Consider the following 20825-nt stretch of genomic DNA (forward strand, 5'->3'; position numbering starts at 1 on the left):
ATTTAGTTACTTGCAAAATATCCAGATTGATCTCGAGAATTCAGAATCGTTGCTCCACCGCCACCTTGATTTGCAACAATCTTCAAACCTTCATAGACGAGCGTCAACTCTTCGATCGCAACATTATTTGCATCCGCACTCAAAGCAGGTGCTTTCCATCCCGTCGGTACAGCCCCAATCAGTGTCCAACACTGCATCGTCTCACCCGCTTGATTAAACACCAAAATATTGATATTCCGCCGATGATGCTGGATTGCCGTTCCTTGATTGCGTTGCTCTAGTACCGCATTGATCCAATTCCAAAACACCAGATCATTGGTAATCCCGCGTTTTAGAGTCACTTCACTAAATTTCGGTTGACCCAGTAGAATTCTCTGCTGATCATTCACTCCGCCCTCAGAGATCGATTCATGTTGAATTTGGACACCTAACCCCTGACATTCGGTAAATGCCGCAGTTAAACTACTTTCAATCTCCACATAGAAGCGATTCGCTGTAACAAAATCTAGCCCAAACTCAGTCGTCCCATTTCTACTCATCTGTTGTACCTTCCATCTCGAATCGCTTGCAATTTGAGATCAGCTTGAAGCTTTTCGTAGACACGATCGCTAAATTCTTTCATCGCGAGCGGATCACGCAACAGCTTTTTCGCAACCTGAGATAAGATGACTGGATCAATAGATTGAGAATTCATCGTGTGTCGAATGTTGTTTAAGCTTACCAATCTCAAACACCCAGCGGCGGCGCTCTGAGTGATCTAAATTGAGAATATCTTCTAAAGACCAATGAAAAGCGGATGCAACACAAGCTACCTCTTCATAGAGCGCACCTGAAGGGTAGCTTACGGCTCCCCCGCAAGTTCTAGCTCCACTTGAAAAGCAGTGCTACAAGTGGGGCATTGTGCAGGAATATGAGCATTGCCCTGTTGATTAATTCGATTAAAAAATTCTCGTAAATAAGCTAAATCGCGAGAAAACAAGTTCTCTAAATTCTCTGGAGTCAGTGTAGATAAGCTTCCCAACTGCTTGATCACTCGCGATAGCATAATCAGTAATCCATAAGCAGTACTCTCTTGAGTGCGTCGATCGCGCTGTACTGCAATCTCATCTTTTGCCGTCGCCAAACGCATGATGCCCTGACGATGCACAGCACCATCAGTCCCGACCAAGCCACGCGGCAAAGTAAACTCAAACTCGATCGCATCCATAGGCTATGCAGGAATCGGAATAGACTCATCCATAGTAGATTCAAGTTCATTAATTGAACGATAAAATTTCTGCAAATAGTCCAGATCGCAAGCAAACAACCCTTCAATTACCGCGGGCGTTACTTCATCTAAGGCACCGAGCTTGATCATCACGCGCGATAAAATAATCACACTTGCATAAGCTGGATTAGCGCGCACTCGTGGATCTCTTAACGGGACAATTTCATCGATCGCTCTTGATAACCGCATGATTCCTTTGCGATGCACATTGCCGTCTGCATCCAAAAAACCCTTCGGTAACTCAAACTCAAATTCAACTTGCATCACTATTTGCCACCTTGACTCGTTTCAATTCTTCAACTGCGACTTCAATTTCTTCGACTTCCATCTCATCGCCCCGCGCATTCACATCTAAGATGCGATAGCCCATAGGAAAAGCTCCCTGAAATTCCAATCGAAACTGCTCCTCAGCCGCTTGATTGAAAATAATCAGAGAGCCATTCCGTCGTTGGGTTGCCCAATTTCCATCTTGAACTGCTGCAATCCAGTTCCAAAACGTCATAGAGCAGGTTAGCCCGCGACGAAGTACCAAATTCGAGTAACTGACATTTCCCGGTATCTTTGTTCCGACAATTCGCCCAACTGCTTTCCCTTGTGCGCCCCATTTTTGAGGCGTAACATGGTTTGTCTCAATCACCTGCTGCGAAGATTTAAAGCCGCTACATTCCAAGAAGTACCCATCTACAGAATCTTTGCTGCCATCTAAACGCAACTCTAGATAAAACCTGCAAGTTGTTAAAATCTCAGGAAAACCAGCCATAGTTAGGGATCTTTAATGGAGAACTTCAGGCGTTCGTATTGTAGTTCAAGTGTCCAAGTTTCAAGCTCGCTGCTGCCTGCATCACGAGCCGGAACATCAAAGCTACTGGGTAATACGCCTTGGAATTCATACAGAATGCCAACTTTTGCCTCTGTCCCAGAGTAGTAGACATTCACGGACATATCTTTACGCTGATCCCGTGCTTTGGAAGATTCCCCCAAGTTCGACTTCGAGGCGCAATCACTGTACCATTTCCAAAGCTTTTCGTCGTCACCTTGCTGATGTTTGCCAGGAACGAGAATGAGCTTTACAGATCCATATTTCGGTTGGCTCGGCGTACTCAAAACGAGTGCTTTACCTTTAGGTCCAGACCCGATCGAGTTGTCTGCACCAGATGGAGAAATATCCACCTGCATTCCGCTGACTTCTTTGACAATCAAGTTTTTGATGTCTGTAAGTTCGACAGAAAAACTGTCACTAGAGAGGAGTTCAATTGTATCTGCCATAAATGATTATCCAAATCAACTCAAGGAACACTTGCTTTCATAACTTAAGCCGGATCAAACTGGTCAACTTGCAGCGTGTAGGTTTCTTCGAGTAATCCACCCCCGATCGACAATTGCCCGATCGTATATTTACAAACCCAGACTCCACTCAGTTTCCAAGAATCGATCACTTCACCCGCAGCATTAAAGGTTTTGATCGTTCCCGTGGTTCTTGCTGCGTCCGGAAACCCATCGCCATTCTCTGACTTGGGCATACATTCTTTCAGCCATTTCCGCATCAGCGAGCTAGTACTTTTTGCGTTTCCACTTGCAATGGTTTTCACCGTAATTTGTACGGCAGCTTCCCGCTTTTTCGTAAACGTCTGCCGAACTGCCCCTTTATCTCCAGACATCAAAGCGTCCCCGCCTTGAATATCTGTTTTGTAAGCCGGAACATCAACGCTCTTGAACTTGAGCGCATCAAATTTATCCAGCTTGAGTTCAAAATTCTCAACGGTCACGATCGCCATTTTGCATCACCTCTACAACTTCGACCAAATTAATCTCTCTGGGTTACTTATGCTTGAGGTGATCTCCCCTACCTCTCTGTAGTTTAGGAGAATCAGGGGGATCAACCTTTACGCAATGCGCTACAAATTTGGCATTACTGACCCGGTGCCCACTGGCTGATGCGGAAGATGACAAACTCAGCCGGACGAACAGGACACACGCCCACTTCAACATACAAACGACCGAGCATCATGGTTTCATGAGTATTCAATTCACCATCGCACTTGACGTAGAATGCTTCGCTAGGCGATCCACCGACCAAAGCTCCTTCGCGCCACAGACGCTCAAGGAAGTTACTCACGGTGCGGTTCACACGTGCCCAAAGATCAGAATCATTCGGCTCAAACACAACCCATTGAGTCCCAATCTCGATCGACTTTTCGATATAGCTCAGTAAACGGCGAACACTGATATAACGCCATTGCACATTATCCGGCTCGACCAAAGTTCTTGCGCCCCAAATCTTAAAGCCGCGATTGTAGTTGGCAAAGTTGCGAATACAGTTAATCCCTACCGGGTTTAGCATTTCTTGCTCGCGCATGTTCGTTTCGTAAGCCAAGCCCAGCACACCGCGCGGAGTGTCATTTGCCGGAGCCTTGAAGATACCGCGAGATTCGTCTGTACGACACCAAACACCCATCATATGACCTGAAGGGGGAATCAAGATCGGACGACCGCCATTCCGAGGATTCGCAACTTTGATCCAGGGATAGTACAAGGCACCAAACATCGATCGACGATTGAACTCTTTGAGCCAGTTGAACACATCTTGAGGCTTCTGCTGTTCTGGTGCAACGGCTTTGTTGTCATTTTTTCCAGGCTTAACCGGAGGTGCATCGAGCACTGCCATCCGATAGGCTGGTCCTGGGAAAGAATTTTCACATAGGCTCAGCATCATTTCCATCACGCCATGCACTTGATCGATGTCCATGATGCCTTCTTGATACACACGCATCAAGTCAGGGCAGGCAATCATGGCGACTTCATCGACTTCAAAAATGCCTTGCATTCCGGTTTTGTCGCTGCGCTCACCTTGCAAGTCGCGTGCTAAATGTTCAAGTTTTGCGACATAGGGAGGGGGTGCAACTTCGTAAGAGCCATTTGCAGGACGGCGAGATAAAGGCTGTCCACTTTGAGCAATATCTGCGATCGCGACATATTGCGAATCTGCAAGTGCAGTCACAACATAGTCTGCAACCGCTGTTTCTGCTTTAGAGTTCATCGTCAAGTGATCATATTCTTCAAGAATTTGATCACCATTGCGCACGATGAGCTTAAAGTATTCGCCTGTGTTTAAAGGAGGATCTACATTAGCAGGAGCGTTACTCGGTAGCGGTTTGGGTGCACTTTCTAAAATTGTGACAGCTAAACGACCTTCACTAGAAGGCAGGGCAGGTGCAGTGCTAGCGCTCGCTGCTTTGAGATTAAAACGAAGTGTGGGTTTGCCGCTCGAAGTCAGCAATTTACATCCTGTTTCTTCAGCCGAGGGTGCAGCCGAACCCGGAAGTTTTGTTCCAATACTGACGACCCAGCAGCGACCTCCTCCATTCAAGAACCAACCTTGAACTGCAAAAGGCAGATAAGCATCAAAATCTGTGAATCCGTCTGAACCTGGTTTTCCGAAGCATTCTAAATACTGTGCCCAATTGGTAATGAGCATCGGCTTGAAAAGTTCTGCATCACCTCGAACATCTTCAGTGAAGCCAACAAAGCCTGCTACACTCAAGCTCACGCCATCAATGGGACGACTGCCACGATCGACTTCTTCGACGTAGACCCCAGGAGCAAAATAATCTAATGGCACAGGGAATCCTCCACAAACGATTTTTGAAAAGTTAAATCCGTCTTCGATCGACTTCTCAAAGTTGGAATCAAAGTTGAGAAAGCCAGTGTCATTACTGAGCTAAATCTGATGGCGTGAACTAGAAATTTAGCTAATTCCCAATTGTGCTGTTCTAATTCGCAACTAATTCTACTCTGCTCACCAGATACTAGAGAGTAAATCCACGAATCATATTCACTCAAGTTTCATAATTGATACATCGCAGAATTACGGATCTCTTTACTTAATCCTCATTTTCTAGGTTCGGAAAACCCTATCTGTCTTAGATCCAGTAATTTCACAGAGGCTCACTCTTTTAGAATTGCGTGTACCTTGTTGGGCAGAGGATGAATGTATGAGTAATTATTTAGCGATCGCAACTGTTACTGCCATTCTGCAACGGATTCTTCAGTCTGCGGTGCAACTAGATGTCAGTGGTGCCCGAGTGACAACGTTACAGCCTAGTAGTTTAGGAGGAGGACTCACTCAAACTGGAGTGAACTTGTATCTTTATCAAGTCAGCCGTAATCCAGCTTTAAATAACTCTGAAGGCTCACTCATGCGAAAAGGCACAGTTTCAAAGCGACAAACTGCTTTGGATCTGAACTATTTAATTAGCGTTTATGGCAATGAAGCAGAGCTAGAGCCACAGCGATTACTTGGAAGTGTGATTCGTGTCTTTAGCGATCGTCCAAATGTCATTCCAGAAATGATTCAGGAGACTCTAGCAGATTCTTCGTTTGCATTTTTAGCTCAGTCGAACTTAGCTGATCAGTTCATGCAACTGCGGATTATGCCCAATGATCTCAGTTTGGATGACCTATCAAAAGTTTGGACAACGTTTTTTCAAACACCCTATGCTCTATCAATGAGCTATCGAGTGACGACGGTCATGATTGATGGCGAGGAAACGAATCAACAGGCGTTACCGATCCGCGATCGCAGTTTTGGCGGGATTGTTCCTTTTCCCAGTCAGCCTGTGATTGATCAGGCTGTTTCGGAGACAGGATGGTTTGATCCACTTGTTGCGGAAAGTACTTTAGTGGTGAGAGGTAAACATCTTCAGAGCCAATCGGTTGCGATCCGAATTGGAGATGCAGAGGCTGCTCCGATAGACATGAATGAAACTCAAATTAAATTGCCGCTGCTCAATTTAGTTCACGACTTAAGACCTGGAGTTCAGCATTTACAGGTTCTGCACCGCATTGCTTCTGGTACTGGAACGACTAGCACGGTTGGATCGAATACGGTTCCGATCGTGATTCGTCCCGTGATTAAAAGCTGTCGTTGGATCAGTTCTAATCAGTGGGATGACTTAAAATCGGGTGAGATTGAGGTTGAATCTAATTTAGCGATCGCGCCTCGTCAAAGAGTTGTCCTTGTTCTCAACGAATGGACAGTCGAAAATCCTGCGGCTTATCTATTTGAAGCGACTTCACGAACTGAAACAACCCCATTAATCCGAATTCCTATTCGTTCTGTCAAACCTGGTACTTATCTGGTTCGATTACAGGTAGATGGGGCAGAAAGTCCCTTATCGATCGAAACTGACTCGCAGAGTCCAACTACAAATTGGTACAACAGTCCTAAAATCACAATTGGGTAAAAACGATGGATGAAGAAATGATGCAGCGTGAAGTTGAAGCAATGAGTATCAATCGCCTCAATGAGTTAGGCAATCGCGCGATTCAAGCAGGTCTAATTGCTAGGCACGGCTATTATCAGGGGCAGTACGAACTCTTGCATCAGGGTAATTCCGTTCTTTTATCGCCTGAAGAAGCAGAAAACTATCTGGAAAACCTCCTACACAAGGCAGCTTAAAATTAGTAATCGAGAGATGATTATGGAGAAGCAAAGTGCTCGACACCTCGGCAAATCGGCTCATCAAGTGAATTCCCGTCTGCAACCGAGAGCTTTTGCTCCACAGTCTACCTCGGTGAGCCAACCTGCTCCAAATTTACGATCGCATTCCTTAGCTTCGCTATCCATTCAGCCCAAATTAACGATCGGTGAACCAGATGACAAGTACGAGCAAGAAGCAGATCGCATTGCTACTCAGGTTGTAGACCAGATCAATACTCCAGTCGTACAATCTCAGCTACCTGTACAGCGCCGAGAAGAAGAAGAGGAACTCCAGGCAAAACTTGAGATTGCAGCAATTCAGCGTCAGGAAGAAGAAGAACTTCAGACATCGCGTGAAACAGGAGAGCCACAAGAAGCATCGGCGGCATTAGCATCTGCGATTGACAGTGCTAGGGACAGGGGACAATCTCTCGATGCAGGACTGCAACGATCAATGGGTCAGGCAATGGGTGCAGATTTCAGTCGGGTGAGAATTCACGCCGATGCACGAGCCGATCAGATGAATCGCTCAATTCAGGCAAAAGCCTTCACGACGGGGCAAGACGTTTTTTTTAGACAGGGAATGTACGAACCTGGGACTCGAAGTGGGCAAGAGTTGATTGCCCATGAACTCACCCATGTGGTTCAGCAGAATAGTGGAACGAGGTCGAACATTCAAACCTTTAGAGAAAAGAATAGCTCAGACCAGGCAAATCAAGCCTTTGATCCACCAATTAAACAGATGAGCTTGGAGAACATCGAAAATGTCATCATAAGAATCGAGCACGATGAGATAGAAATTGATGATGAAGAAATAGATGCGTTTCTGGAGCGGTTGGATGAACTAGAAGCGACGTACCTTGTGGAGTCAATGGCAGAAGTGTTGCCAAACTTGAAATGGGGACAAAGCACAATGACTGGTCTGCCATCAACTAAGAAGAACGCCGAGCAATATGACGCAAGCATGGAGGAAGCATTAAAGAAATCAGGTAAATCAAAAGACATGGCAGTAGCGCGGGTGGAAAAGTCGAGTACTCCTCTAGCAAGATGGCTTTATGCTGACGGACCAGAGCCATCTGTTGTTAACTGCTGGGAATCAGTACTGCTAGCAGCATTTCGGATTGGAATGATCGATAAGAAATACATTAAATCAGCGCTCGTTCATAAAGGAGGTAGACCCCGATACGTAGATGTGATGATGAAAAACAAGACAAAGGCAGTGACTCGCCCAGCTAACAAACAGCCGCGTGAACTCTATGCAGTCTTGGATGCAATTCCAGCGGGGATGGTAGTCGCATTTGGCGAGGTTCCTGGACATGTCGCACTATCTACAGGTAAAAGAGTACCGATTCAGAATGAAGCAGTCAGAACAGAAATCGGAGCAGCAGAAGGGAACGAAATTCTAGAGTTAGATGGTGGCGCTGCGGGATTAGGTACGGTGGAGGAAGCGATGGCACGCAATCGGTCTGAGTATTCGGCAGTTGTTACGTGGGGTGCGCTCCCCCGAAATCTCTCCTGAATCTACGCCCTATTTAATTGAAGCTGATCCCTGGGTATTCTAAATCCATGTTCAAGAGTTGGGATTGATCATGGACAAGCAATTTGCACGTAAGATTAGCAGTCAGACCGCTCCGATCAATTCTCAACTGAGAACTAAGCCCTTTGTTCAACCCAAATTAACGATCGGCGAACCAAATGACAAGTACGAGCAAGAAGCCGATCGCGTTGCTGCTCAGGTTGTAGATCAGATCAATACTCCAGTTGTACAACCTCAGCCGCTTGGACAACCTCAACCGTCTGCACAACCCCAAGAAGCAGAAGAAGAGGAACTCCAGACAAAACTTGAGATTACAGCAATTCAGCGTCAGGAAGAAGAAGAACTTCAGACATCGCGTGAAACAGGGGAGCCACAAGAAGCGTCGCAAGCATTAGTATCTGCGATTGACAGTGCTAGGGGCAGTGGACAATCTCTCGATGCAGGACTGCAACGATCGATGGGTCAAGCGATGGGTGCAGATTTCAGTCGAGTGAAAATTCACACCGATGCACGAGCCGATCAGATGAATCGCTCAATTCAGGCAAAAGCCTTTACGACGGGGCAGGACGTGTTTTTTCGGCAGGGAATGTACGAACCTGGAACTCGAAGTGGGCAAGAGTTGATTGCCCATGAACTCACCCATGTGGTGCAGCAGAATGCCTCTTCGATTCATCGTTCTGTGATTCAAAGAAAAGTGGGCTTTGAATTTGAGACATCATGGCGCGTTCGCGATATCAGCGAGGTGAATAACGAAGAAGGTCTGGAACAACATCAAGAAGAAAAAGATGCCTGGATCGCAAAAATCGATAAAATCTTGCTGACTCAGATGTTACCGAACCCAGTTCACGTCTTAAAAGTAGAGGGAGAGAAGAATAAGCCTCAAGAGGAACTTAAAGAATTATGGTTTAGCAAATATAATTTCCCAGAAAATCCGAATGACCCGAATGTGCTAAAAGAAGAGGGACTGAACAGAATTGCAAGGCTTCATGACCATCCTCAGTACCCGACATTCTTTAATGAACTTGTCCAGACTCTCAGAACGGGTAACAAAATCGCAGCTAAACCGCTGCTGGGCAAGAATATCGCCAAGGCGGCAAAGATAGTGACAGCTGCAAAATACGATCTAACAGCAGATAGTAGCCCTGCTGGAGGTTCTAACCTAGAATGGGTCACGGCTCCCCTGACGAGCGCGGCTGAAGTCAATGCAGTGATGACGAATCTGACTGCGATGGTTCATCAATTCAATGGACTCAAAAATCAAGAAGAAATCAAGCTGGACGAGCTTGGAGGAATACAAGGGGGAGGTGTAAAAGCAAAAGAAGGCTTAGTCATCTATCCTGAAGTGGGTAAGGAGATGATTTTTGAACCTCAGACAACCACAGGCATCAAGATCGACCAGCTTCCTAAATTACTTGAATATTTGAACGACCAAACCGAACATTGGTATGAATGGGAATCAACCTTCTTAAAAAGGAAGCAGGCTAAAAGTGATTTATTTGGGCAAGGCGGGCTAGATAAGCTGGTTGCAGCTGATGCTAGTGCTAAAGTAGCGATCGCGCAATTTAAGCAGACGGTACTGCCACAGCATGCGCCGCAACTTGTTCGCACCAGTACTAAAGAGTTAGAAGGACTAGCGATCTTGCTAGCGAGTTATCTCAAAACAGCCGATACTCTACCCGCCAAATCCAATGCAAAATCGATTGCCGAGGGGTTAATGTCTCGTACGGACTTTGCCCACAACTTCAAATTACTACCCCCTGCTTATCAGCAATTCTTCAGTGAGAATCCCCAGCAATTTGTTAATCTCATGTTGGATGCTGCAGAGATGAAAGGGACGGGAGGCAATAAGGTATATACCAACACGGTTGAGCGCGGTGGCGTAGACAATCGCGTTGAGAAAGTTATTCCTTTGACACGCCAGCAGTGGCTAGAAAATATTCCGTCTGGTGTTGATTTGCTCAAGCACTACTCGAATCTATCAAATGAGGCAAAAGAGATTGAAGGAGTTAGCGAAGACGATTGGAATCCCATTCATAAGTCGCTAGGCGCATTAGGCAGCGTCGATGATCAAGTTGGAGCACCTGGCAAGCAAACGGATGCTTTAGTTGTTGAATTTCGTCGTATGTTTGGGGGAAATATGACCGAAGCCGACCTGCTTCCGACTGCAAAAGCAATCTATGCATTAGTTGATCAACTCAACAAGAACGAAAATCTGAAGTATGAAAAACAAGCACCAAATTAATTGCACCTGAGTGCTCTTTTGAAGAGCAACCCTGATGATTGTAAAGTTGGCTCAAGCGCGTAGCTGAGTGAAATGAGATCACGAAAGCGCTGTAGAGATGAGTTGAATGGGAGTCGTGGCTGATACGGAAACTGTCAGCCTTACCTACGCTTGCTCTATTGGCTCCGATTCCTTATGAGTTCACATAAGGCGATCTCTTTCTTCATTTCACGTCTTTGCCCAGGTCTGAAGACGATGGAGCAGCGATTGAAAAGAATAAAATCCTCGCCCTTCACCCTGAAATTGAATTGAAAGGTAGGGATATCAATGCCGATCGCGTTTCAAAGTTCTACCCTAGGGTAGATGAGTTTAAGTCAATAATAATTTACAAATGCATCTTTAATTTATAACCTGGGCATGCTGAAGCATGAAATAGAGTTTAGCTGTAGCCGTATGACACTTGCAACGTCTCATAATATTACTTTGCCAGGATATCGTCTAACTGAGCAACTCTACTCTGGGAGCCGTACGATCGTCTACCGAGGGCACCGCGAGAGTAATGGGCAGCCTGTTGTCGTCAAGTTCTTACGAAATCAATATGCTAGCCTTGCAGAACTCGTGCAATTTCGGAATCAGTATGTTCTGACAAAGGATCTGAATTTGCCGTCAGTGATACGCAGCTACAGTCTTGAACCCTTTTATAACGGATATGCTCTTGTCATGGAAGACTTTGGTGGAGTTTCCCTAAAGCAGTATATTCAATCTCAGCCGCTTGAGTTATCTGAATTTTTCTCGATCGCACTACAGCTTTGTGCTGGCTTAAAAGGATTATCAAACCATTGCATTATTCATAAAGATATCAAGCCTGCCAATATTTTGATTCACCCGGAAACGAGGCAAATTAAGCTGACTGACTTTTCGATTGCATCTCGTCTACCTAAGGAAACCCAAGAACTCCAGAATCCTAACATTTTAGAGGGAACCCTTGCTTATATTGCTCCTGAGCAAACTGGACGCATGAATCGCGGGGTCGATTATCGTAGTGATTTCTACTCTTTGGGAGTCACTTTCTATGAACTGCTCACTGGGCAGCTTCCTTTTTCCTCAGATGATCCCATGGAGCTGGTGCATTGCCATATTGCAAAGCAGCCTATTGATGTTACTCTCATTGCACCAACAGTTCCACCCATCCTTTCTCAAATCGTCAGTCGATTGATGGCAAAGAATGCTGAGAATCGCTATCAATCGATTGTAGGACTCCAGCATGATCTACAAAGATGCTGGACACAATTTCAGGCAACAGGCACGATCGTTGCTTTTGAACTCGGTGAGCGAGATATCTGCGATCGCTTTGTGATTCCTGAAAGGCTCTACGGAAGAGAGGCTGAAATCGAGATCTTGCTTGCTTCTTTCGATCGTGTCTCTCAAGGCAGTACAGAATTAATGCTCGTCGCTGGTTTCTCAGGAATTGGTAAAACAGCAGTCGTCAATGAAGTGCATAAGCCCATTGTTCAGAAACGTGGCTATTTCATCAAAGGCAAATACGATCAGTTTCAGCGTGACCTTCCATTTTCTGCTTTTGTACAGGCATTTCGCGATCTGATGAGACAACTGCTCGGAGAAAGCGACGCTCAAATTGCTGACTGGAAGCGTAATATTCTCACAGCCTTGGGAGACAATGCTCAAGTCATCATTGATGTTCTCCCAGAGCTAGAAAGTATTATTGGCAAGCAACCCTCTGTTCCAGAACTCTCCGGTAGTGCAGCACAGATGCGGTTTAATCTGCTATTCCAAAAATTTATTCAAATCTTTGCGACTCATCAGCATCCATTAGTTATCTTTCTTGATGATTTGCAGTGGGCAGATTCTGCTTCTTTAGGATTGCTCAATGTTTTATTGGGTAAGTCTAAAACAGAATATCTATTAGTTTTGGGTGCATATCGCGATAATGAGGTATTTCCAAGTCATCCACTTTGGTTGAGTCTTGAAGAAATTCGCAAAGCAAATACTGTAATTCAAACAATTACATTGCCGACCCTGCCTCAATCTGATATTAATCAACTCGTTGCAAATACACTTAACACCACAATTGAGCTAGCTCAAGCATTAGCAGAATTAATTTATCACAAAGCAAAGGGAAATCCATTCTTTACAAGGCAATTTCTCAAAGCTCTACATGCAGATGGTTGGATTCAATTTAATCAGCAGGAACGAGTTTGGGAATGTGATATTACAAAAGTAAGATCGCTCACTCTCACAGATGACATCGTTGAGTTAATGACGGCTCAACTTCAAAAGCTTCCTGCTGAAACTCAAGAGGTCTTGAGACTGGCAGCCTGTATTGGCAATAAGTTTGAACTTGCAACGTTAGCGATTGTCTGTAAACAGTCGATTACAGATGTCGCTACGAATTTATGGTGTGCTTTACAGGAAGGGCTAATTTTGCCTCAAGCTCAAACTTATAAGTTCTTCCAAAGCGAAATCCATACTTCGAGTGCAACCGAACCAGAGCGTAAATTCCTCACAAACGAGATTTCTTGCGCGTATAAGTTTCTGCACGATCGCGTTCAACAAGCTGCTTATGAACTGATTCCAACGGATCAAAAGCAACTAACTCATCTCAAGATTGGTCAACTTCTTCTGAAGGTCATTCCCGAAGCAGCGCGAGAAGACAGAATCTTTGAAATTGTCAATCCATTAAATCAAGCGATTTCGCTGATTTCTACGTCTGCTGAAAAGCTCGAATTGGCGGGATTGAATTTAATTGCTGCAAAGAAAGCAAAGACTGCTACAGCATATAGCAGTGCGATGAACTATTTGATGACAGGAATTCAATTACTGCCTCAACAGTGTTGGTACTATCATTATAGTCTGACGCTATCACTCTATCAGCTAGCAGCAGAATGTGCCTATCTCAGTGGCGACTTTGAGCAAATGGAGTACTTGATTGGTGAAGTCCTTCAACATACTCTGCAATTGCTCGATCGTATTAAAGTCTACGAGGTGAAGATTCACGGCTTAAAAGCACAGAATCAATTTGAAAAGGCTCTAGACTTTGGGCTATCCGTTTTGCAAGAATTGGGCGTTCGCCTTCTCACTCATCCCAAGCCCGAAGATATTCCCATCGAACTCGCAGCGACTCAGGCTGCATTAGCCTCGATCCCAGTTGCACAACTGTTAGAGCGACCCGTGATGAGCGATCCTTTGATGATGGGTGCATCGCGGATGCTGCTCATTCTCAGTCCTGCCGCTCATACTGTTCGCCCTGCGTTACTTCCCCTTATTGCATTTAAGCAAATTCAGTTAGCTCTCCAGTATGGTAATGCTCCTGCTCATACCCATGCCTATGCTACCTATGGACTTATCTTGTGTAATGTTGGTGATATTGAAACGGGATATGAGTTTGGGCAGCTTGCCTTAAAGCTGATTGATCGATTAAATGCGCAACAACATGCGGCGGCGACTTTATTTGTAGCGGGTCATTTCACCTTGGCTTGGAAAGCACATGTGCAAGAGGCATTAGAAGTTCTCAAAAAAGGCTATACGATCGGGTTAGAAACGGGAGATGTAGAACATGCAGCATACTCGGCTCTGCGTTATTCTTACGTTTCTTATTTCTCAGGGTCTTGCCCTCTAACGGATCTCAAGCGAGAGATGACGAACTATGGTCAAGCGATGAGCCAGTTGAAACAGTATAGTATTTTAGAATTGCACAAAATTCATCATCAGGTTGTTTTGAATCTGCTGGGCGAAGCCAAAGATCCAACTCAACTCATCGGTGAAGTCTACGATCAAGAAATTGCTCATGAAATATATTTAGAAACAAATAATTTCATGGGTTCGACCTATCTCTATCTCAATAAGCTGATCTTGCACTATCTATTCGGCAACCCGATGAAAGCTGCGATGATGGCAGCGAAAGTCGAGAAGTATTTAGATGGAGTCAGTAGTCCTCTCATTACTCCTGCATTTTATTTCTATGATTCTTTAGTTCAACTCGCTTTATTTCCGACTGCGATCGCAGATCAGCAAGCAGTTATCTTAGAACGCATTGCTGCAAATCAAAGCAAGATGCACAAATGGTCACATCATGCTCCTATGAATTTTCTGCACAAGTTTGAGTTGGTTGAGGCAGAGCGATACCGGGTACTCGGAGAGATAACAAAAGCCGCAGAGCGATATGAGCTTGCGATCGCAAAAGCGAGCGAAAATGGCTATATTCAAGATGAAGCACTTGCAAGTGAACTTGCAGCTAGGTTTTATCTAGAAACTGATCATGCCGAGCAAGCCACAGTTTATATGAGCAAGGCATATTATTGTTACAGTCGTTGGGAAGCGAAAGCGAAAGTGACCCATCTGGAGCAGCAATATCCTCAATTGCTTGCCTCTATTCTTCAATCTGCCAAACGGATTAAACGATCGTCATCCGAAACCTTACATACGATGCAGTCTGTGCATACTAGCAGTACTACTGCTTCTACAGCTTTAGATCTGCATACTCTTCTCAAAGCATCTCAGGCGCTCTCTAGCGAGATTCAGTTAGATAAGCTGCTCACTACCGTCATTCATATTGTGATTGAGAATGCAGGGGCTGATAAAGCGGCGCTCTTCTTGAGATATGGAGGGGGTCTAAGACTAGGCATTAAATATTTTGATCAGGCAGTACAATCGCTAGAACATAAGCTCATTGATGAATGTATTCAGTTGCCAACTTCTTTAATTCATTATGTTGAGCGCACTTTGAGCACAGTGATTACAGATTATAAGTCTCATCCTAGTATCGTAAGTGATGCTTACTGTATACAGAATCAACCCCAAAGTCTGCTCTGTATTCCTCTGATAAATCAGAGTAGCCTGATTGGCATTCTATATCTGGAAAATACGACAACTCCCCACGCTTTTACCAATGCTCGCGTAGATTTGCTTAAATTGATCTGCTCTCAAGCTGCAATTTCATTGGAAAATGCCCAACTGTATCAACAGTCAAAAGACTATGCGACTCAGCTAGAGCAATCCCTGCAAAAATTGCAGCATTCCCAAGCCGAGTTACAAAATAGTCAAGCTCGCTTTCAACGAGTGGTCAATAATGTGCCTGGAGTGATCTATCAATTTCGACTTGCTCCCGATGGTTCGGCAAGTTTTCCTTATATGAGTGCGTACTCTCGGGTGATTTATGAGTTAGAGCCAGAAGCAATTCAAGCGGATGCATCGCTGATGATTGAAAAGATTCATCCTGACGATCGTGAATCTTTTGAAAGTTCTGTCGCTGCTTCTGCTCAGACTTTACAGCCCTGGTCTTGGACAGGACGAGTTCTGATTTCCGATCAGGTTAAGTGGTTACAGTGTGGTTCTTATCCCTACCAGCAACCGGATGGTTCAATTATTTGGGATGGGGTACTGACGGATGTGAGCGATCGCAAAAAAGCCGAGTTGCAGCTTCAGTTACAGGCTGATGCTTTAGAAAAAGCATTTCAAAATCTCCAGCAAACCCAATTACAACTGGTACAAAGCGAGAAAATGTCTGCTCTAGGAAATCTAGTTTCTGGCGTTGCTCACGAGATTAATAATCCAGTTGGGTTTCTCAAAGGCAATATTCAACCTGCCCTAGATTACGTCAGTGATTTATTTGGACTCATTGATCTTTATCAGAAAAGAATGTCTCCCCCTGATCCAGTCATTCAAGCAGAAATCGACGATATCGACTTAGAGTATATTCGCGAGGATCTTCCCAAGTTGATTAGCTCAATGAGAGAAGGCGTAGAACGAATTCGGAATATTAGTACCAGTTTGCGAACCTTCTCGCGCGCTGATCAAGATTATAAAGTTCCGTTTGATATTCATTCAGGGCTTGATAGCACGCTGCTGATTTTGAAACATCGATTAAAAGCAGATGATCTCCGCCCAGAGATCAAAATCATTCAAGAATATGGTCAGTTGCCTCCGATTGATTGCTATCCAGGTCAGTTGAATCAGGTGTTTATGAATCTGCTGGCGAACGCGATCGATGCCTTAGAAGATAGCAATAAGGGACGGAGCTATGAAGAAATTCAAGCGCATCCAAATCAAATTGGTATTTCCACAACTGTTGTTGATTCTCAATCAATTGAGATTCGCATTCGTGATAATGGCGTGGGAATGGATGAAACGACTCAGCAAAAAATCTTTGACCATCTATTCACAACGAAAGAAGTGGGAAGAGGAACAGGTTTAGGGCTGGAAATTGCCCGACAGATTATCGTGGAAAAACACGGTGGTTCGATCAAGGTTCGTTCAACGGTAGGACAAGGGACAGAATTTACGATCGTACTTCCCATTCACGAGAAGTAGCCTCTATCAAATCTGTTGAGGTGAACTTATAAAAGCTACAGTATAAATATGCAGCCAACTGTAATCAATAAGCTAAAAATTATACGATTAAACATCGGCTGTGGAATGAGACGATTAATTTTGCCACCGACATAGATGCCAATGATAATTCCGGGAATTGACCATAGAAACAAACGCCAAACTTGCGGAGTCCATAGTCCTGCAAATCCGTGACCTGCGATCGTAGCAATTCCTGAAAACAGAAAATAGCATTGCATTGTTGCTCTAAAATAGCTGACTGACCAACGACGCATCACGCCGTAAACCGCGATCGGGAGTCCATTAATGTTGTAAGCACCTCCTAAAACGCCCGCAACCAATCCAAAGAAAACGGCATAGCGTTCATGGTGAAGCTGCGGAAACTTAGGAGAAATAAGATTAAACAGCCCATACAAGATGAGAATGATTCCTAGCCCAAGCTTGACTGTTTTTTCAGGCGCATACTGTAATAGAAGTAATCCAAAGGGAACTCCGATTACTGTACTAATGATGAGCCTCCAAGCTGACTTGAGATCAATGCTATCTTGATCAAAAATTAGAATCAGTGAACTAATAATAAACCCTGTCAATGCGACAATGGGAGTTGCTGTTCGCAAACTCATAATCATGCCTAGTAGCGGCATTGCTAAAAGCGCATCACCAAACCCGATCGCAGAACGAATTGAAGTACAGACAAACAGGATTGATGCTGTTGCGATCGTTAAATCAGTAAGGTTCATGCAAAAGACTAATAAAGGATCTGAATCAATCCATAGCTAGAGATTGAAATGAATAACCAGGATAGCGCGCCTAAATACAAAGGTCTTAGTCCAATCTTTTGAATCTGATTTAATCTTGTTTCTAATCCCATTGCTGCCATTGAGATGGTTAAGAGAAACTGATTGACTTGTCCTGTCATTGTTTTTATTTGCTGTGGAATTAAGTTCAAGCTGTTCAGAAGAATCAACAGCATAAAATAAACGACAAACCAAGGAATAGTAATTCGTGATTTTGATTGAGGAACTTTAGAAATTGCTCCAAGCATGAGCATCATCGGAACGAGCCAAAGGACTCTTGACAGTTTTGAAATACTAGCAATCTCGCCACTGACTGAATCTACTTGAAAAGCCGCTGCAAGCACTTGGGCAACTTCATGAATTGAAACTCCACACCATAATCCAAATGCTTCTGGTGTTAAGTTCAATTGCCCGGAGAGTAATGGATACAAAAGCATCGATACTGTTCCGAACAAGGTAACAATTCCAATTGCATACGTGATATCTTCATCCCTGTTCTCAGTTGTTGCACTCGTTGCAATCACAGCAGAAGCGCCACAAATCGAAGTTCCTACAGCAATGAGGCGAGTTAAACTAGGACTCACTCCTAATTGTTGTCCAACCCAACAGGTAAACCAAAATGTACTCAATAAGGTTGTGATGATGATGAGTAACCCCGTGATGCCCACAGATAAAACCTGCGATAGGCTGAGTTGAACACCGAGCAGAATGACTGCAAATCGCAGAATTCTTCTCATAGCAAAGTGAATCCCTGCTTGGTGTTTCGGCGCTACGCCAATTGTATTTTGGATGAAAATGCCTAGAAGAATTGCCAGAATGAGAGGGCTGAAGAGAGTGAAGCCGGGTATCAATCGGATCAGATAAGCGATCGCTGTCAAGCCACAAACGAGCCATACTCCAGATTGGATCTTTACTAGGCTTATTTTGATTTGAGCAATTGCCTGAGAGAAAACATCACCTTGAAATGCTGTGACGATTTTTATTGCTACGAACGGTTTAATATTATTTGTTTTGTGCCGCATTACTTTGATTCAATTGACTGATGCAATTCAACAGAAATTCGCCTTGCTTTCGGGTAAGATTGCCAACAAAGCAAGGCAGTTACAGATTGGAAATCAACTCAGCATAGAATTGCGTCTGCTAATTTGTGGATTGAGCAGAATGTTTTGTCAAGTGCTGAAGCGATGTTGAGAAAGACTTGCCCAACAAATGATGTTGGATCAGTCAAGGTTACGGGTCTTCCAGAGTCACCCGCCGCACAAATTCGAGCCTCAATCGGAACTTGTCCCAGTAGAGGAGTTTGCAGTTCTTCTGCAAGTTGTTGTCCCCCACCACTGCCGAAAATCGGAGTCGGCTCACCACAATGCCCACAGCGCAAATAGCTCATGTTTTCAATGATGCCGAGTACTGGAATTCCGACTCGACGAAACATATGAATACTGCGGCGAACATCTGCGATCGCGACTTGCTGTGGTGTGGTGACGAGTAATACGCCACAGATGGGGCTTTCTTGAACGATCGTGATTTGAGCATCTCCTGTACCGGGTGGTAAATCAATCAGAAGATAGTCTAGATCGCCCCATTCGACATCTTGGATAAACTGAGTGATGACCTTGTGCAGCACAGGTCCGCGCCATGCGAGCGGATGATCGGGTTCTGCTAGAAGCCCAACTGACATGACTTTGATACCGTGGGCTTCTAAAGGCAGAAATCGCGTTCCTTCAGCAGTTTCGATCGTCTTCACCTCAGAATGTCCCAATCCCAACATCTGTGGAATATTTGGACCATAGATATCTGCATCCAGCAGCCCGACTTTTGCGCCTTGTAGGGTTAGCGCGATCGCAAGATTGACAGAAGTGGTTGATTTTCCAACTCCACCTTTACCACTCGAGATCGCTAATGTTGTTCTCACGCCTGGAATCGTGCAGAGTTGAACATAACTCTTCTTACACCAAGTGAGTTGTGAAAGCACAGTCTCAATCTGATGTTTCAAATCGTGCTGATGCTTTCCAACATACAGCCGCAGGTAAACATAGTTATCCACCACTCTGAGATTGCGAACCATGCCTAAACTCACAATATTGTTGTTGAGAACAGGTTCAATAATGGTTTTGAGCAGTTCAGTCACCGCTTGTTGGCGTGCTTCAGCAATCAGATCAGGTGGATCTGTTTCGGGAAGGTCATGAGCCGTCTGGAAGGGAGAACGATGATTAGGCATTAGAGGGTTCTTGTAACGCTTCTTGAATGGTCTGAATGGCGCGTTGAGCAAAGATGCAGACATCGCGATCGGGGTCGTCGAGCGATTGTTGCAACGGATTGAGAGCCGCTTTATTTTCCAAAATGCCAAGCGCGATCGCAGCGTCTCGTCGGACATCTGAATATTCGTCAGCGAGTGCTTGAATGAACAGAGGAAGAGAGCGATCATCTGGAATTTTCTGCAAGGCTTGCAAGCTGAATTTGCGAACTTGCCAATGATCATCTTTTAAGGCAGCTTCTAGAGGCGCGATCGCGGCTTTGTCTGCATGAATTGCAAGAGATTTTGCTGCATTGCGCCGAACTTCCCAATCTGGATCGTGAGTCAATGCTTCACAGAGACGAGGAACAACTTGCTCATCACTGAGATGTCCCAGCGTTAAAGCTGTTGCCCGTCGAACACTTTCATCCGAATCGGACAATAGCGCTAATGCAGGTTGACAGCGTTCGACTTGATTGAGGTAGCGCAATGTTGTCACCGCAGATTCTCGCAAAGCTGGATCGGGAGATTCAAAAAAAGGCAACACATACGGCAAGGATTGAGCGTCATGAATCTTCCGTAACAGGAAGAGAATATTCAATTGCAGGTTTAGATCATCTCGCAGTAAAGCATCTAGGAGCAGCAATAAATGATCTGGAGCAATCAGTTCACCTAATGCCGATCGCGCTTCGTCTCGGATTTCTTCATCCGGGGACGCAAGACATTCAATCAAGGCTGGAACGGCTGCTGGATTTGCAAGTTCCCAGAGTACAGTCACTGCTAACTTTTGGACGAGTAGACTTTCATCTGTTAGGGCTTCGATCAACGGGGTTAGAGCCTCTTCGTCTCCAAGATGCTGTAAGGTTTTGAGCGCAACTAGTCGATTTTCAACTTGTGGCGATCGCAGCATTTCTAACCAAGGAGCAAGTTCAGAATTCGTGTCCAT

General features: G+C 44.8%; 17 protein-coding genes and 1 pseudogene. 5 read left to right on the plus strand and 13 right to left on the minus strand.

Going from position 1 to position 20825, the window contains the following annotated elements:
- Nucleotides 1-2: 2 nt before the first annotated feature.
- From OU814_RS11575 to OU814_RS11610, 9 genes and pseudogenes are all read right to left on the minus strand, one after another.
- The gene (locus OU814_RS11575) at nucleotides 3-539 is read right to left on the minus strand and encodes a phage tail protein (RefSeq protein WP_268182909.1); all 537 of its coding nucleotides are present in this window, start codon (nucleotides 537-539) and stop codon (nucleotides 3-5) included.
- On the minus strand, nucleotides 536-694 hold the full coding sequence (locus OU814_RS11580; protein WP_268182911.1) for a hypothetical protein: 159 nt from the start codon (nucleotides 692-694) through the stop codon (nucleotides 536-538). The genes OU814_RS11575 and OU814_RS11580 overlap by 4 nt, the downstream gene beginning before the upstream one ends.
- Nucleotides 675-818 (minus strand): annotated as a pseudogene (locus OU814_RS31325) (DUF6760 family protein); the annotation flags it as partial. The gene OU814_RS11580 and the pseudogene OU814_RS31325, both read right to left, overlap by 20 nt.
- Before the next feature lie 23 nt (nucleotides 819-841).
- On the minus strand, nucleotides 842-1207 hold the full coding sequence (locus OU814_RS11585) for a phage tail assembly protein (protein WP_268182913.1): 366 nt from the start codon (nucleotides 1205-1207) through the stop codon (nucleotides 842-844).
- Between the two features lie 3 nt (nucleotides 1208-1210).
- On the minus strand, nucleotides 1211-1531 hold the full coding sequence (locus OU814_RS11590) for a hypothetical protein (RefSeq protein WP_199329763.1): 321 nt from the start codon (nucleotides 1529-1531) through the stop codon (nucleotides 1211-1213).
- The gene (locus OU814_RS11595; protein WP_190653744.1) at nucleotides 1521-2027 is read right to left on the minus strand and encodes a phage tail protein; all 507 of its coding nucleotides are present in this window, start codon (nucleotides 2025-2027) and stop codon (nucleotides 1521-1523) included. The genes OU814_RS11590 and OU814_RS11595 overlap by 11 nt, the downstream gene beginning before the upstream one ends.
- Nucleotides 2028-2029: 2 nt before the next feature.
- Nucleotides 2030-2533 carry a phage tail protein gene (locus OU814_RS11600; RefSeq protein ID WP_190653743.1) on the minus strand — a complete coding sequence of 168 codons (504 nt, stop codon included), beginning with the start codon at nucleotides 2531-2533 and terminating at the stop codon, nucleotides 2030-2032.
- A 44-nt stretch (nucleotides 2534-2577) separates the two neighbouring features.
- Nucleotides 2578-3042, minus strand: coding sequence for a phage tail protein (locus OU814_RS11605; RefSeq protein WP_190653742.1), 465 nt, complete (start codon nucleotides 3040-3042; stop codon nucleotides 2578-2580).
- Between the two features lie 134 nt (nucleotides 3043-3176).
- The gene (locus OU814_RS11610; RefSeq protein WP_268182918.1) at nucleotides 3177-4886 is read right to left on the minus strand and encodes a phage tail sheath family protein; all 1710 of its coding nucleotides are present in this window, start codon (nucleotides 4884-4886) and stop codon (nucleotides 3177-3179) included.
- Nucleotides 4887-5259: 373 nt separating this feature from the next.
- Here OU814_RS11610 and OU814_RS11615 point away from each other — a divergent pair, with 373 nt between their 5' ends.
- The 5 genes from OU814_RS11615 to OU814_RS11635 all read left to right on the plus strand — a co-directional run bounded on the left by OU814_RS11615 (nucleotide 5260) and on the right by OU814_RS11635 (nucleotide 16831).
- The gene (locus tag OU814_RS11615) at nucleotides 5260-6510 is read left to right on the plus strand and encodes a DUF4255 domain-containing protein (protein WP_268182920.1); all 1251 of its coding nucleotides are present in this window, start codon (nucleotides 5260-5262) and stop codon (nucleotides 6508-6510) included.
- Nucleotides 6511-6515: 5 nt separating this feature from the next.
- Nucleotides 6516-6725, plus strand: a complete 210-nt coding sequence (locus OU814_RS11620; protein WP_268182923.1) for a hypothetical protein — start codon at nucleotides 6516-6518, stop codon at nucleotides 6723-6725.
- A gap of 22 nt (nucleotides 6726-6747) precedes the next feature.
- Nucleotides 6748-8265, plus strand: a complete 1518-nt coding sequence (locus OU814_RS11625) for an eCIS core domain-containing protein (RefSeq protein WP_268182925.1) — start codon at nucleotides 6748-6750, stop codon at nucleotides 8263-8265.
- A gap of 70 nt (nucleotides 8266-8335) precedes the next feature.
- Nucleotides 8336-10525, plus strand: coding sequence for an eCIS core domain-containing protein (locus OU814_RS11630; protein WP_268182928.1), 2190 nt, complete (start codon nucleotides 8336-8338; stop codon nucleotides 10523-10525).
- Between the two features lie 432 nt (nucleotides 10526-10957).
- Nucleotides 10958-16831 (plus strand): trifunctional serine/threonine-protein kinase/ATP-binding protein/sensor histidine kinase, encoded by a 5874-nt coding sequence (locus OU814_RS11635; RefSeq protein WP_268182931.1) that lies wholly within the window; start codon nucleotides 10958-10960, stop codon nucleotides 16829-16831.
- A 35-nt stretch (nucleotides 16832-16866) separates the two neighbouring features.
- Here OU814_RS11635 and OU814_RS11640 read toward each other — a convergent pair whose 3' ends face one another.
- The 4 genes from OU814_RS11640 to OU814_RS11655 all read right to left on the minus strand — a co-directional run bounded on the left by OU814_RS11640 (nucleotide 16867) and on the right by OU814_RS11655 (nucleotide 20825).
- Complete coding sequence (locus OU814_RS11640) at nucleotides 16867-17589, minus strand: sulfite exporter TauE/SafE family protein (protein WP_268182934.1); 723 nt, start codon at nucleotides 17587-17589, stop codon at nucleotides 16867-16869.
- Nucleotides 17590-17597: 8 nt separating this feature from the next.
- Nucleotides 17598-18668: a YeiH family protein gene (locus OU814_RS11645; protein WP_268182936.1), complete on the minus strand. Its 1071-nt coding sequence runs from the start codon at nucleotides 18666-18668 to the stop codon at nucleotides 17598-17600.
- Nucleotides 18669-18766: 98 nt separating this feature from the next.
- On the minus strand, nucleotides 18767-19864 hold the full coding sequence (locus OU814_RS11650) for an Mrp/NBP35 family ATP-binding protein (protein ID WP_268182938.1): 1098 nt from the start codon (nucleotides 19862-19864) through the stop codon (nucleotides 18767-18769).
- Nucleotides 19857-20825: a HEAT repeat domain-containing protein gene (locus OU814_RS11655; RefSeq protein WP_268182940.1), complete on the minus strand. Its 969-nt coding sequence runs from the start codon at nucleotides 20823-20825 to the stop codon at nucleotides 19857-19859. The genes OU814_RS11650 and OU814_RS11655 overlap by 8 nt, the downstream gene beginning before the upstream one ends.

This window comes from Leptolyngbya sp. GGD, from assembly GCF_026735145.1.
Lineage (GTDB): Bacteria > Cyanobacteriota > Cyanobacteriia > Leptolyngbyales > Leptolyngbyaceae > Leptolyngbya > Leptolyngbya boryana.